Below are 13,867 nucleotides of genomic sequence, written 5' to 3' on the forward strand. Positions count from 1 at the left end.
GGCACTTCATACGTCTAGCACTTCGTACAGGCGCTCGCGCAGGCGCGCCTGGGCTTCCGGGTCGGTCAGCGGCTGCCCGCGCTTGTCGGTGATGAAGAAGACGTCCTCGACGCGCTCGCCGAGAGTGGCGATCTTGGCCGCCGACAAGGCGATGTTCTGCTCCATGAAGATGCGTCCGACGCGAGCCAGCAGCCCCGGGCGGTCCGGCGCGATCAGCTCCAGTGACGTACGGGCATTGGCGGGGTCCTGCTCGATGATGACCTCGATCGGCACCCGGAAATGCTTCAGCTGTCGCGGGGTATGCCGGCTGACGATCTGTGGATAGTCGTCCGGGTCGTCGAGCTCCTCGACCAGATGACGGCGGATCGTTTCCAGTCGTTCCGGATCGCGAATGGCTTCGTCGTCATCATCCAGCAGGATGAAGGTGTTGAGCGTCCAGTCGTCGCTGGACGTGGCGATGCGCGCATCGTGGATCGACAGGCCCAGTTGTTCGATGGCGGCAGCCGTGGCGGCGAACAGGTCATCGGCGGAGCGGGTATGGATGAACAGCTTGGTGCCGCCCTCGGTCATGTCCTCGCTGGGTGCGCTGACCAGGATCAACGGCAGATGATCGTCGCGGTGGGCGAGAATGCCCTGGGTCTGCCAGACGATTTCGCTGGGCGTGTACTGCAGAAAGTAGTCCTCGCCGAAGGTTTGCCAGAGCGCGGTGACACGGGCGATGTCGGCACCGACGGCCCGCAGCAGGCCCGATGCCTCCTCGCGGGTCTCGCTGGCCCAGCCCTGACGATCGACGGTGTTGTCGAGCCCGCGGCGCAGCACGCGACGGGTCTCGGTGTAGAGCTGGCGCATCAGCGATGCTCGCCAGCCGTTCCACAGCGTCGGATTGGTGGCGCTGATGTCGGCGACGGTCAGTACGTAGAGGTAGTCGAGATGGGTTTCGTCGCGCACCGTTCGGGCGAAGGCGTGGATCACGTCCGGGTCGGAGATATCGCGCTTCTGGGCGGTCTTCGACATCAGCAGATGATGTTCCACCAGCCACGCGACCAGGCGTGTATCCCAGTTCGACAGCGCGTGGCGCCGACAGAATTCGGCGGCATCGACCGCGCCGAGCTCCGAGTGATCGCCGCCGCGGCCCTTGCCGATATCGTGGTAGAGGCCGGCGATCCACAGCAGTTCGAGCTTGGGCAGCTTCTGAATCACGTCGATCGCGACGGTGTATTCATCGGTGTCCCGCTCCTCACGGAAGCGCTGAAGGAAGCTCAGGAGGCGCAATGTATGCGCGTCGACGGTATAGATGTGGAACAGATCGTGCTGCATCAGGCCGACGGCTTCGCCGAACTCGGGCAGGTACTTGCCCAGAACCCCGTAACGGTTCATGCGGGTCAGTTGGGTCGGCACATCGCCGCCGCTGCGTAACAGTTCCATGAACAGGCTCTGGTGGCGCAGGTCGTCGCGAAAGGCGTCGTCGATCAGGTGGCGGTGATCGCGAATCTGGCGGATGGTGTCGGCACGCACGCCTTCGATCTCCGGATGCTGGGCCATCACCAGGAACAGCTCCAGCAACGCGCCGGGGCGGTGGAGAAAGACGTTGGGATGGCGCAGCTGGATGTAGCCGCCTCGAATCTCGAAGCGTGCATTGATCGGCTTGACTTCGAGCGACTCGCCTGCGTGGAGAATCACCTCGTCGAAATGCTGCAGCAGCATGTCGTTGAGGCCCGCCAGCGCGGTGACGTGGCGATAATAGGTCTTCATGAACTGCTCGACCGCGAGACGCTGCGGCGTGTCGGTGTAGCCGAACAGCTTGGCCAGGGCACGCTGATGATCGAACAGCAGGCGGTCTTCGGCGCGTTCCGCGATCATGTGCAGTGCATAGCGCACCTGCCACAGAAAGGCCTGGCCCTGACTCAGAATCCGCAGTTCGGCGTCGTTCATGAAGCCTTGGGCGACGACGTCCTCGTAGCGCAGCGGCCCGAAATGGCGCTTGGCCACCCAGCCGATCATCTGGATGTCGCGCAGCCCGCCTGGCGCGCTCTTGAGGTTGGGCTCGAGGTGATACTCGGAGTTGTTGTGCTTGAAGTGGCGGGTAATCTGCTCCTGCCACTTGCCCTCGAAAAACGCGGCCGAGGACCACATGTGCCGGGTCGACAGCCGTTCCCGCATCGCCTCGCGCAGACTTTCCGGCCCCGCCAGCGTCCGGGTTTCCAGGAGGTTGGTGATGACGGTGATGTCGCCTCGGGCCTCGCGTTCGCAGTCGTTGAGCGAGCGTACGCTCTGGCCGATCTCGAGGCCGATGTCCCAGAGGAAGGTAATGAAGCCGGTCAGCGACTCGCGATACGGCGTGTCATCGTCGGTGCCCAGCAGCAACAGCAGGTCGATGTCGGAGTAGGGGTGCAGCTCGCCACGGCCGTAACCGCCGACGGCGAGCAGCGCGACGTTATCGTCCGGCCACTCGAATCGTTCCCAGGCAATTTCGAGCAACCGGTCCAGGCACCAGGCGCGACCGTAGACCAGGTCGCGCACGTCGGCGCCAGCGCGGAAGCGCTCGTCGAGACGTTCCCGGATCGCCCTGAGGGCCTGTTTGAACAGCGGGATCGGTTGACGATCCCGCGCCAGCGCCTCGCGAAAGGCCGTTGCATCGAATAGCGTCGGGTCTGGGGGAAAGCGATAGTGATGCAGCAGCATGCGGCATGCGTCTCCGGTGGCGGGGCGTTGGCTGAACGATCAGGACGCCAGGAAGCTGAAGTCTTCGTCGGAACGGGCCGTCAGGACTTCCACGCCGGAGGCGGTAACCAGCAGGGTGTGCTCCCACTGCGCAGACAGGCTCTTGTCCTTGGTCACGGCTGTCCAGCCATCCTTCAATACCTTGGTGCGATAGCCGCCGGCGTTGAGCATCGGCTCGATGGTCAGGCACATGCCTTCGGCGAGTTCGACGTCGGCCTCCGGAGCATAACCGTCGTAGTGCAGCACCTGCGGTTCCTCGTGGAAACCGGCGCCGATGCCGTGGCCGCAGAAGTCGCGCACCACCGAGTAGCCGGCTTTCTCGGCGTGTGCCTGGATGACGCGGGCGATGGTCGATAGCTTGACGCCCGGTCGAACCTCGGCGATACCTTTATATAGGCTCTCCTGGGTGATACGACACAGGCGCTCACCCTGGATCGTATCCCCGATCACGAACATCATGCTGCTGTCGCCGTGATAGCCATCGGGTGTCTTCACGGTAACGTCGATGTTCATGATGTCGCCATTCTTGAGCTTCTTGTCGAAGTCCGGAATGCCGTGACAAACCACATGGTTGATCGACGTGCAGATAGACTTGGGGAAGCCGTGATAATTGAGCGAGGCGGAGATCGATCCGAGTTCCTGGACCACGAAGTCATCGCAGAGTTTGTCGAGTTCGCCAGTGCTGACGCCTGCCCGCACATGTGGCGTGATCATTTCCAATACAGCGGCGGCTTGGCGTCCGGCCTCGCGCATTTTCTCGATTTCTTCGGGGGTCTTGCGTGGAATGTTCATGCGCTCTCTCGATGGGGCGGTAGGATTGACGAGTCGTTTCGGGTGTCGATGAGTGGCTTCCTCTGGCGAGAGGGTTAGACGACCGGCGACTTCATCTTGCGTGCGTTCTATGGTATAAATCCGCGCGCTCGACTGCAATTACCCGTCTTCGGGGCGGGTAAGCTGGCATGCGATATGCATAATATCGTTGCCATCACGGTAGTCGAGCAGTAGCGACGAGGGCTTTCCAACGATTGCCGCGTCATCAAAAACACACACGCACCGACACATGGTCCCGGGTGCCGTGACGGCTTGGCCGAGCGGTCGGATCCATGGGGTGTGTGGAGGCCTAACCCGATTCTTCAGGAGTCATCATGGCACAAGTCAATATGCGTGACCTGCTCAAGGCAGGCGCACACTTCGGTCACCAGACCCGTTACTGGAACCCGAAGATGGGTCAGTACATCTTCGGCGCCCGTAACAAGATCCACATCATCAACCTCGAGCACACGCTGCCGGCGCTGCTGGAAGCGACGAGCGTCGTCGAGAAGATGGCCTCTTCCAACAACAAGATCCTGTTCGTCGGCACCAAGCGTTCCGCCAGCAAGATCATCAAGGAAGAAGCCAATCGTGTGGGTCAGCCGTTCGTCAACCATCGCTGGCTCGGCGGCATGTTGACCAACTACAAGACCATTCGTCAGTCGATCAAGCGTCTGCGCGAACTCGAAACCATGCGCGAAGACGGCACGTTCGAGAAACTGACCAAGAAAGAAGTCCTGATGGCGACTCGCGAGCAGGACAAGCTCGAGCGCTCCATCGGCGGTATCAAGGACATGGGCGGTCTGCCCGATGCGCTGTTCGTGATCGACGTCGACCATGAACGCATCGCGATCAACGAAGCCAACAAGCTGGGCATCCCGGTGATCGGTGTGGTCGATACCAACTCCAATCCGGATGGCGTCGATTACGTCATCCCGGGTAACGACGACTCCATCCGTGCCATCCAGATCTATGTGCAGGCGATCGCCGATGCCTGCGGCAAAGCGAAGGAAGGTCGCCCCGACGAGTTCGTCGAGGTGAGCGAGACAAGTGAGACGAGCGACGCCGCCCAGTAAGCAAGAGGGAAGCGGCATCGAGTCTGCGCTGAGCATGCTCCCGCAGGGCGGCAGTCGGTCTGCCGATATCAGCGTAGATAAAAGGGGGGCTCTATAGCCCCCTTTTTACACCCGGAGTGGCGCTCGCGTGGCGCCGCTCGTCAGACGAAACAGCGATTCTCAGGGGTAGAACATGGCAGCTATCAGCGCTTCTCTAGTCAAGGAACTGCGTGAGCGTACCGGTCTCGGCATGATGGAGTGCAAGAAAGCACTGACCGAAGCCGACGGTGATATCGAGCGTGCGATCGAAGATCTGCGCAAGAACTCCGGCTTGAAGGCCGCCAAGAAGGCGGGTCGTATTGCCGCTGAAGGCGCGATCCTGACTCAGGTCGCCGAAGACGGCAGCTGCGCCGCGATGCTGGAAGTCAATTCGGAAACCGATTTCGTCTCTCGCGATGACAACTTCAAGGGTTTCGCCGCGAAGGTTCTGGCCAAGGTTTTCGAGACCAAGTCCGAAGACATCGCCACGATCATGGAAGGCGAGCTGGAAGACGCCCGCAACCAGCTGGTGCAGAAGATCGGCGAGAACATCTCCGTGCGTCGTGCGGTCGTCGTTGAAGCACCGGAAGGCGGCGTTGTCGGTGCCTACGTCCATGGCGATCGTATCGGCGTGCTGACCGTTCTCAAGGGCGGCAACCCGGAAGTGGCCAAGGACATTTCCATGCACGTGGCCGCGATCAATCCGGTCGTCGCGCGTCCGGAAGACATGCCGCAGGCGCAGCTGGACAGCGAGAAGGCGATCATCCTGGCGCAGCCGGACATGGCAGGCAAGCCGGCAGAAATCGCCGAGAAGATGGTTCAGGGTCGCCTCAAGAAGTACCTGGCCGAGAACAGCCTGACCGAACAGCCGTTCGTCAAGGATCCGAATCAGACCGTCGCGGAATATGCCAAGGCCGCTGGCGGCGAAGTCGTCGGGTTCACGCGCTTCGAGGTCGGTGAGGGCATCGAGAAGGAAGAAGTCGACTTCGCCAAGGAAGTGATGGAACAGGCTCGTCGCAGCTGAGTTTCCTGTAATGCCTGGGGTTGAGAGTCAGGTATCATCGCCTGGTTCCGGCCCCATCGATGGCGTGCGCGAAAGCGCACGCCATCGCGTATCCGGCAGATGAGAAGTTCATCTGTCATGACCTGCCGAACCCGACTCGTCAAACCAGGAGAGAGCATCATGCCTGAAGTCATCGATCGACCCAATAAGCCCAATGAGCGCGGCGATAAGTCGAAGTACAAGCGCATATTGCTGAAGTTGTCAGGTGAGGCGCTGACCGGTGAGCAGGACTTTGGTATCGATCCCAAGGTGCTCGATCGCATGGCACTGGAAATTGGTCAACTGGTGGGTATCGGTGTTCAGATCGGGATCGTGATCGGCGGCGGCAACCTGTTCCGAGGCGCGGCGCTGCATGCGGCGGGCATGGAGCGGGTCACCGGCGATCATATGGGCATGCTGGCCACGGTGATGAACGCGCTGGCGATGCGCGATGCGCTGGAGCGTTCCAACATCCGTTCGCGGGTGATGTCGGCGATTCCCATGAGTGGTGTCGTCGAGCACTATGATCGGCGTACCGCGATTCGCTATCTCACGTCCGGTGACGTGGTCATCTTCTCTGCCGGTACGGGTAACCCATTCTTTACGACCGACTCTGCCGCCTGCCTGCGAGGCATCGAGATCGACGCCAATGTGGTGGTCAAGGCAACCAAGGTCGATGGTGTCTACGACAAGGATCCGGTCAAGCATCCGGAAGCCGTCAAGTACGAGCGTTTGAGCTACGATGACGTGCTGGACCAGAAGCTTGGCGTCATGGATTTGACCGCCATCTGCCTGGTACGGGACCATGACATGCCGGTTCGCGTCTTCGACATGACCAAGCCTGGGGCGCTGTTGAATCTGGTAGTCGGTGGGCGAGAAGGCACGCTGATTGATTGAGGTTTAGGACATGATCGACGATATCAAGAAAGACGCTAGCGCGCGCATGAAGAAGAGCCTGGAAGCGCTCCAGAACAACTTCCACAAGATCCGCACGGGCCGGGCACACCCGAGCATTCTCGACGCGGTGATGGTCGAGTATTACGGCAGCAACATGCCGATCAATCAGGTCGCCAACGTCACGATCGAAGATGCTCGTACCCTGGCGGTAACCCCTTGGGAGCGGCCGATGGTGCCGAAGGTCGAGAAGGCGATCATGATGGCCGACCTGGGGCTGAACCCTGCCACGGCGGGCAACGTGATCCGGGTTCCGATGCCGCCGTTGACCGAGGAGACACGCCGCAACTATATCAAGCAGGCGCGTGCCGAGGCCGAAAACGCGCGCGTTGCGATCCGCAGCATACGCCGTGACGCCAATGGGGACCTCAAATCGTTGCTCAAGGACAAGGAGATCAACGAAGACGAGGAGCGCCGCGGCGAAGAGGAAATCCAGAAGCTGACCGATAAGCACGTCGCCGACATCGACCGGCTCCTGGAAACCAAGGAACACGATCTGATGCAGGTATGAGGGTCGGGCTGCCCGGGCTCGACAGGGGTCGGGCGCCACTGTCCACCTGTCTTGCGAGCTATCATGACAGACATGCAGTCGCGTGACGTTCAAGCGATGTCGCCGATGCCTCGCCACGTGGCGATCATCATGGACGGCAACAATCGCTGGGCGCGCGCCAGAGGGCTTTCCAGCGCGCAAGGACATCGTGCTGGCGTCGAATCGCTGCGTGCGGTCATTCGACGTGCGGCAGAGCAACGTATCGAGACTCTCACGCTCTTCGCCTTTTCAAGCGAGAACTGGCGCCGGCCCTCGGCCGAGGTCAGCGCGCTAATGGAGCTTTTCATGCTGGTGCTCAAGCGCGAGGTGAAAAAGCTTCACGAGAACGATATTCGTCTCAGCATCATTGGCGATCGTCAGCGTTTCTCGTCGTCTTTGCAGAAATCGATGAGTCGTGCCGAAGCACTGACCCGCGACAATACGGGGATGCATCTCGTGGTGGCGGCCAATTACGGTGGCCGTTGGGACATCGCTTCCGCAGCACAGCGCCTGGCGCGCAAGGTTGCCGAGGGTGTGATGAGTCCCGATGCCATCGACGAGACGGCGCTGGATCGCGAGATATGCCTGAGTCAGGAACCACCGATCGATCTGTGCATTCGCACCAGTGGGGAGCAACGAATCTCTAATTTCCTGTTATGGCAGCTTGCCTACGCGGAGTTCGTGTTTGCGCCGGAGCTGTGGCCCGATTTCGACGGTGCGGCATTCGATGCAGCGCTCGAGACTTTTCAGCAACGTCAGCGCCGTTTCGGCATGAGCCAGCAGCAGATCGAGGCCCAGGGTGCTTAAGCAGCGCATATTGACGGCGCTGGTATTGGCGCCTCTGGCACTCGGTGGCCTGTTTGGGCTATCGGGGGGCGGCTTCGCGACGTTTACCGCCTTGGTATTGCTGCTTGGCGCCTGGGAGTGGGCGCGTCTTGCCGGGTTCGACGATGTCAAGCTGCGACTCCTCTACACCGCTGGTCTCGGGCTGGTTCTATTGATTGCCTGGTGGGCGGATTGGATGCTGGATCGTTGGCCACTATGGATCGGCGCCATTGGCTGGTCGATCAACGCCTGGTGGGTTTCGCGCTATCCCCAAAAGACTGAACAGTGGCAGCCGCCGGTACTGCGCCTTGGCATGGGAGCCTGGGTGCTATTGCCTTGCTGGGTCGGGCTCTACCAGTTGCGTCAGGGCGGTAGCGAGTGGCTGCTGTTCGTACTGCTGCTGGTCTGGGTGGCAGACATCGGCGCGTATTTCGCCGGTCGTCGCTTCGGCCGCCGCAAGCTGGCACCGCACGTCAGCCCAGGCAAGTCCTGGGAGGGTGTCTATGGTGGCTGGGTAGCGGTGGCAATACTGGCCTCCATCTACGCTGCGTGTCTCTCTCTCGACAGTCGTCAGACGCTGGCCTTGCTGGCCGTGGCGCTGGTCGTAGCGTTCATTTCCGTCATCGGGGATCTACTCGAAAGCATGCTCAAGCGCTTTCGCGGCCTGAAGGATTCCAGTCATCTGCTACCGGGGCACGGGGGCGTTCTCGATCGTATCGATAGCCTGACCGCTGCCGTTCCGCTCTTCGCTCTGATTCGCCCTTGGCTGGGATAGTACGCTGATGCCCTCATCATCTTCTCGCAAGGTCACCCTGCTGGGTGCAACCGGCTCCATCGGTCGCAGCACGCTGGACGTGATCGCTCGGCATGCCGACCTGTATCAGCTCCATGCGGTGACCGCGCATCGTTCCCGAGAAGCGTTGCTGGAAATCTGTCTGCGCTTCGAGCCGGAACGAGCGGTGATCGGCACGGCCTGCGACGCACAGTGGCTGAGATCCCAGCTGCGAGAGGCCCGCCTCGCTCATATCGATGTCAGTCATGGTGAGGCGGCGCTGCTGGAGGTGTCTCGGGCGCCCGAGGTGGATGTGGTGATGTCGGCGATCGTCGGCGCAGCCGGCCTGTTGCCGACGCTGGCAGCCGTGGAAGCCGGCAAGCGTGTCCTGCTGGCCAACAAGGAAGCGCTGGTGATGTCCGGTGGATTGTTCATGGATGCCGTATCGCGCCACGGCGCCACACTTTTGCCCATCGACTCGGAACATAATGCCATCTACCAGTGTCTTCCTATGCAGCACCGTGGCGGGTTGTCCCGTCACGGCGTGTCGCGGCTGCTGTTGACCGCCTCGGGCGGACCGTTCCGCGAATGGTCTCTGGAGGCGCTGGAAGCGGTGACGCCGGAGCAGGCCTGCGCCCATCCCAACTGGTCGATGGGTCGCAAGATTTCGGTGGACAGCGCGACCCTGATGAACAAGGGGCTCGAATTGATCGAGGCCTGCTGGCTGTTCGATGCCGAACCCGATCAGGTCGAGGTGGTCGTCCATCCGCAAAGCATTGTTCACTCGATGGTCGGCTATGCCGACGGCTCGGTGCTGGCGCAGATGGGGAATCCGGACATGCGGACACCGATTGCCTATGGGCTGGCGTGGCCGGCGCGAGTCGAAGCCGGGGTCGAGCCTCTCGACCTGTTCGCGGTATCCCGGCTCGATTTCGAGGCGCCGGACGAAGCGCGCTTCCCCTGCCTGCGACTGGCACGAGAGGCCATGACGGCAGGCGGTACGGCACCGGCGAGTCTCAATGCTGCCAATGAAGTGGCGGTGCAGGCGTTCCTCGATGGGAAGCTCCCTTTTCTGGGTATCGCCCGTCTGGTGCAGGCGACCCTGGAGGCGACCGAGGTGCGCGCGGCGGATTCGCTCGACGTGGTATTGTGCGAGGATGCACGAGCACGGCAGTTGGCCGAGCGTTTGCTGCGTCAACGGTCTTTCCAGGAGGGGCGGGCGTGATGGATACGATCCAGAACGTACTGGCGGTCATCGTCGTACTCGGTCTGCTGATCACGTTTCACGAGTTCGGGCATTTCTGGGTGGCCCGTCGTTGTGGCGTCAAGGTGCTCCGTTTCTCGGTCGGTTTCGGCAAGCCGCTGTGGTCGCGCTGCGATCGGCAGGGCACGGAATATGCCATCGCTGCCATTCCGTTGGGCGGTTATGTCAAGATGCTCGACGAACGCGAGGGGCCGGTAGCGCCGGAAGAACTCGATCGCGCTTTCAATCGCAAGAGCGTCTGGGCCCGGATCGCGATCGTGGCGGCGGGGCCGATTGCCAATTTCCTGTTGGCTCTAGTGGCCTACTGGGCGCTGTTCGTTTACGGCTCGACCACGGTAGCGCCGGTGATCGGCGACGTGGCGCCGGATTCGGTCGCTTTCCAGGGCGGTTTGCGCAGCGGTCAGGAGATCGTCAGTGTCGAGGGCCACGAGACACCGTCGTGGAACGAGGTCAATCTGCAGCTGATCGCGGCCATCGGCGCCGATGGCGAGCTGCGGTTCACGACTCGTGATCCCTCGAATAGCGCGACGCGAACGCACGACGTGCCGGTGCAGAAGTGGCTGGTGCGTCAGGATCCGCCGCAGCCGATGTCGTCTCTTGGTATCACGCCATGGCGGCCCGAAGTCCCGGCGATGCTGGGGCGCGTGCTCGAGGATAGCCCCGCGAGCCGTGCCGGACTGGAAGCAGGAGATCGGATTGTCAGCGTCGACGGCAGACCGGTTACCGATTGGGTGGCGTTCGTCGATGTCGTTCGCAGCCATCCCGGCACCGACCTGTCCCTGAACGTCGAGCGAGATGGCGTGACGCGCAGCATCACGCTGCGGCCGGAGTCGAGGCAGGCCGAAGATGGCGGGGATATTGGTTACGTCGGCGCCGCATCACAGGCGGTCGAGTGGCCTGAATCCTATCGCCGCGAGATTCGCTATGGTCCGATCGAGGCGATCGGGCAGGCAGTGACCAAGACGGGCGAGATGACCTGGCTGACAGCGGACTCGATCCGCAAGATGATCGTCGGCTGGATATCGCCTTCGAACCTGTCGGGCCCGATCACCATCGCTCGCATTGCCGGGGATTCGGCACGCAGCGGGGTCGAGACATTCATCGGCTTCCTGGCTTATCTATCGATCAGCCTGGGTGTGCTGAACCTGTTGCCGATTCCGGTACTCGATGGGGGGCATCTGGCCTATTACCTGATCGAGCTGGTTCGAGGCAAGCCGGTGTCGGAAACCGCCCAGGCGATGGGCCTGCGCGTCGGCGTGGCGCTGGTCGGGTGCCTGATGATGATGGCGCTCTACTTCGATCTGATGCGACTGTGATGACAGGGATTTGATGCGGCGCCAGCGACGGGATGTCGTTGGCGGTCAGTGTCGAGGATGTCGGTGCACGGGAAGACCCCACGTGTGGCAGGCGCGAGCTTGTCAGTCGTAGGGAGAAATGTATAAGGTGCCTGTTCGATACGCGGGCGGACCCCACAGAAGCGATTGATTGCATGAAACTCAAGACCATCGGATTGGCAGGACTACTGCTGGCCAGCTCTCCCGTTGCGCTGGCGGCACCTTTTGAGATTTCGGATATTCGTGTAGAGGGGCTGCAGCGCGTCTCGGCTGCATCCGTTTTCAACGCTTTCCCCGTCAGCGCCGACCAGACGGTCGATGAGCAGAAGCTGGGCGAGGCTGCCCAGCAGCTATTCGACACCGGGCTGTTCGACGACATTCGGCTTTCCCGCGATAACGACGTGCTGATCGTCAACGTGGTCGAGCGGCCATCCATTGCCGAGATCAATATCGAAGGCAACTCGCAGATTTCCGACGATGACCTGCGCACGGGTCTGACCGACGCCGGCCTGGCCGAAAGTCAGGTGCTGCAGCGTTCGACGCTGGAGGAGATGCAGCGCGAACTCGAGCGTCTCTACCAGTCTCAGGGGCGTTACAGCTCGAACATCAAGACCTCGGTCGAACAGCTCGAGCGCAACCGGGTCCGCGTCAATATCGATATCAACGAAGGGGAAGTGGCGAAAATTCGCCAGATCAACGTCGTCGGCAACGAAGCCTACGACGACGACACCCTGAGCGATCTGTTCCAGCTCGAGGACAAGCCGGGCTGGTTCTTCGGCTGGTTCTCCGACGACGAGTATTCCCGCGAAGCCTTGTCCGGCGATCTGGAGACGCTGCGTTCCTGGTACCTCGACCGCGGTTACGTCAACTTCGCGATCAGCTCGACTCAAGTGTCGATCAGTCCGGATAAGTCGCGGATCTTCGTCACCATCAATGTCGATGAAGGCAAGCGCTACAAGCTCGACGAGATCAGCTTCGATGGTGATCTGAAGATCGACGAGTCTACGGCGCGCTCGCTGGTGACGGCCAAGTCGGGTGAATATTTCTCCCAGAGCAAACTGACCGAATCCTCGGAAGCGCTGCGTCAGAAGCTCGGTGCCGAGGGCTTTGCCTTCGCGGATATCCAGGCGGTGCCTACCGTGGACGAGGCGGGCGATACCGTGGATATCACCTTCCGTGTCGATCCCGGCCGCCGTGCGTACGTTCGCCGGATCAACTTCGAAGGCAACACCACGACACAGGACGAAGTGCTGCGTCGTGAAATGACCCAAATGGAAGGGGCACCTGCCTCGACCGATCAGATTTCGCAGTCACGTCAACGTCTCGAGCGGCTCGGTTTTTTCAAGCAGGTCGACGTGGACACCCGGCCGGTGGCCGGCGAGCCGGATCAACTGGACGTAACCTACAACGTTCAGGAGCAGCCGTCGGGCTCCATCTCGGCGAGCGTCGGTTTTTCTCAGACGGCCGGAGTCATCTACGGCGCGGCGCTGTCCCAGAACAACTTTTTGGGGACGGGTAACCGGGTCAATATCGGCGCACAGCGAAGCGACACCTTCACCAACATCAATTTCGGTTTCACCGATCCGTACTGGACGCTCGACGGCATCTCGCGCGGCTATAACGTCTTCTACCGCGAGACCGATTACGAAGATTCCTACATCTCGACCTACTCGACCGACTCCTATGGCGGCAACATCAATTTCGGCTACCCGATCAACGACCTGTCGCGCCTCAACTTCGGTGTCGGGCTCGAGAACCTCTCGATCGATACCTACGACGACACGTCGGCGGAGATCGTCCAGTACACCGATGATCAGGGCGAAGACTTCTTCAACTACAAGCTGACAGCCAGCTGGACCCGCAACAATCTGAACCGCGGGATCATGCCGACGGCGGGCAGCTATCAGCGGGTCTCGCTGGAAGCCGCCATCCCGGGGTCGGATGCGGAGTATTACAAGCTGCGCTACCGTGGCCAGAAGCTGTTCGAACTCAATCCCGACTGGTCGCTCAAGTTCAGCAGCAATCTGGGCTATGCCGATACGCTCGGCTCCAACGATCCTTACCCGTTCTACGAGAACTTCTACTCGGGCGGTCTGGGCTCGGTGCGCGGCTACACCGGCAATACGTTGGGACCGAAGACGACGGAGCGTGGCGATGGCGACGACGATACCCTGGGCGGTAACGTCCTGGTCGAAGGGTCTGCCGAGTTGATCTACCCGTTCCCGTGGATCGAGGACCGCCGGTCCCTGCAGACCAGCATCTTCCTCGATGGCGGTAATACTTACCTGACCGACTGCTACGCCGTCCCGGACGGCTACACGTCGAGCTGCGACAGCGGGGTCAATCTCGATGACCTGCGCTATAGCGTGGGCCTGGGGCTTTCCTGGCTGACGCCGGTCGGACCGCTGACGTTCAGCGTGGCCAAGCCACTGAACGAGAAGGACGGCGACGACCCGCAGGTGTTCCAGTTCTCGCTGGGTCAGACGTTCTAATATCATGCCCTGGATTCACGGCATCCTGGT

At 61.4% G+C, this 13,867-nt stretch carries 11 protein-coding genes; 9 read left to right on the top strand and 2 right to left on the bottom strand.

Annotated features, from left to right (window positions below; translation table 11 throughout):
- Nucleotides 1-6: 6 nt before the first annotated feature.
- Together CCD76_RS00620 and map are read right to left on the bottom strand one after the other, a co-directional pair.
- Nucleotides 7-2,682: a [protein-PII] uridylyltransferase gene (locus CCD76_RS00620; protein WP_087717634.1), complete on the bottom strand. Its 2,676-nt coding sequence runs from the start codon at nucleotides 2,680-2,682 to the stop codon at nucleotides 7-9.
- A 39-nt stretch (nucleotides 2,683-2,721) separates the two neighbouring features.
- Nucleotides 2,722-3,513: a type I methionyl aminopeptidase gene (gene map / locus CCD76_RS00625; protein WP_087717635.1), complete on the bottom strand. Its 792-nt coding sequence runs from the start codon at nucleotides 3,511-3,513 to the stop codon at nucleotides 2,722-2,724.
- 353 nt (nucleotides 3,514-3,866) lie between these two features.
- Between map and rpsB the strand changes: the two genes are divergently transcribed.
- The 9 genes from rpsB to bamA all read left to right on the top strand — a co-directional run bounded on the left by rpsB (nucleotide 3,867) and on the right by bamA (nucleotide 13,837).
- Nucleotides 3,867-4,607, top strand: coding sequence for a 30S ribosomal protein S2 (gene rpsB, locus CCD76_RS00630; RefSeq protein WP_071231810.1), 741 nt, complete (start codon nucleotides 3,867-3,869; stop codon nucleotides 4,605-4,607).
- A 172-nt stretch (nucleotides 4,608-4,779) separates the two neighbouring features.
- Nucleotides 4,780-5,649 (top strand): translation elongation factor Ts, encoded by an 870-nt coding sequence (gene tsf, locus CCD76_RS00635; RefSeq protein ID WP_087717636.1) that lies wholly within the window; start codon nucleotides 4,780-4,782, stop codon nucleotides 5,647-5,649.
- Between the two features lie 159 nt (nucleotides 5,650-5,808).
- Nucleotides 5,809-6,564, top strand: coding sequence for a UMP kinase (pyrH, locus tag CCD76_RS00640; protein ID WP_087717637.1), 756 nt, complete (start codon nucleotides 5,809-5,811; stop codon nucleotides 6,562-6,564).
- 10 nt (nucleotides 6,565-6,574) lie between these two features.
- Nucleotides 6,575-7,132, top strand: a complete 558-nt coding sequence (frr, locus tag CCD76_RS00645; protein ID WP_087717638.1) for a ribosome recycling factor — start codon at nucleotides 6,575-6,577, stop codon at nucleotides 7,130-7,132.
- A gap of 63 nt (nucleotides 7,133-7,195) precedes the next feature.
- A complete protein-coding gene (gene uppS / locus CCD76_RS00650) occupies nucleotides 7,196-7,957 on the top strand; it encodes a polyprenyl diphosphate synthase (protein ID WP_071231814.1) in 762 nt (253 codons plus the stop codon).
- Entirely contained in the window at nucleotides 7,950-8,750 is an 801-nt protein-coding gene (locus CCD76_RS00655; RefSeq protein WP_087717639.1) for a phosphatidate cytidylyltransferase, read from the top strand. Before uppS ends, CCD76_RS00655 begins: the two co-directional genes overlap by 8 nt.
- Before the next feature lie 7 nt (nucleotides 8,751-8,757).
- On the top strand, nucleotides 8,758-9,972 hold the full coding sequence (gene ispC / locus CCD76_RS00660; protein ID WP_087717640.1) for a 1-deoxy-D-xylulose-5-phosphate reductoisomerase: 1,215 nt from the start codon (nucleotides 8,758-8,760) through the stop codon (nucleotides 9,970-9,972).
- Complete coding sequence (gene rseP / locus CCD76_RS00665) at nucleotides 9,972-11,327, top strand: sigma E protease regulator RseP (RefSeq protein WP_087717641.1); 1,356 nt, start codon at nucleotides 9,972-9,974, stop codon at nucleotides 11,325-11,327. Before ispC ends, rseP begins: the two co-directional genes overlap by 1 nt.
- A 173-nt stretch (nucleotides 11,328-11,500) precedes the next feature.
- Nucleotides 11,501-13,837 carry an outer membrane protein assembly factor BamA gene (bamA, locus tag CCD76_RS00670; protein WP_256960996.1) on the top strand — a complete coding sequence of 779 codons (2,337 nt, stop codon included), beginning with the start codon at nucleotides 11,501-11,503 and terminating at the stop codon, nucleotides 13,835-13,837.
- The last annotated feature ends 30 nt before the right edge of the window (nucleotides 13,838-13,867 follow it).

The organism is Salinicola salarius (genome assembly GCF_002179555.1).
Classification (GTDB): domain Bacteria; phylum Pseudomonadota; class Gammaproteobacteria; order Pseudomonadales; family Halomonadaceae; genus Salinicola; species Salinicola salarius_A.

Bases quoted from the DNA above. Each gene is read 5' to 3' on its own strand.
- CCD76_RS00620 (WP_087717634.1), bottom strand. From the start codon at position 2,682: ATGCTGCTGCATCACTATCGCTTTCCCCCAGACCCGACGCTATTCGAT.
- map (WP_087717635.1), bottom strand. From the start codon at position 3,513: ATGAACATTCCACGCAAGACCCCCGAAGAAATCGAGAAAATGCGCGAG.
- rpsB (WP_071231810.1), top strand. From the start codon at position 3,867: ATGGCACAAGTCAATATGCGTGACCTGCTCAAGGCAGGCGCACACTTC.
- tsf (WP_087717636.1), top strand. From the start codon at position 4,780: ATGGCAGCTATCAGCGCTTCTCTAGTCAAGGAACTGCGTGAGCGTACC.
- pyrH (WP_087717637.1), top strand. From the start codon at position 5,809: ATGCCTGAAGTCATCGATCGACCCAATAAGCCCAATGAGCGCGGCGAT.
- frr (WP_087717638.1), top strand. From the start codon at position 6,575: ATGATCGACGATATCAAGAAAGACGCTAGCGCGCGCATGAAGAAGAGC.
- uppS (WP_071231814.1), top strand. From the start codon at position 7,196: ATGACAGACATGCAGTCGCGTGACGTTCAAGCGATGTCGCCGATGCCT.
- ispC (WP_087717640.1), top strand. From the start codon at position 8,758: ATGCCCTCATCATCTTCTCGCAAGGTCACCCTGCTGGGTGCAACCGGC.
- rseP (WP_087717641.1), top strand. From the start codon at position 9,972: ATGGATACGATCCAGAACGTACTGGCGGTCATCGTCGTACTCGGTCTG.
- bamA (WP_256960996.1), top strand. From the start codon at position 11,501: ATGAAACTCAAGACCATCGGATTGGCAGGACTACTGCTGGCCAGCTCT.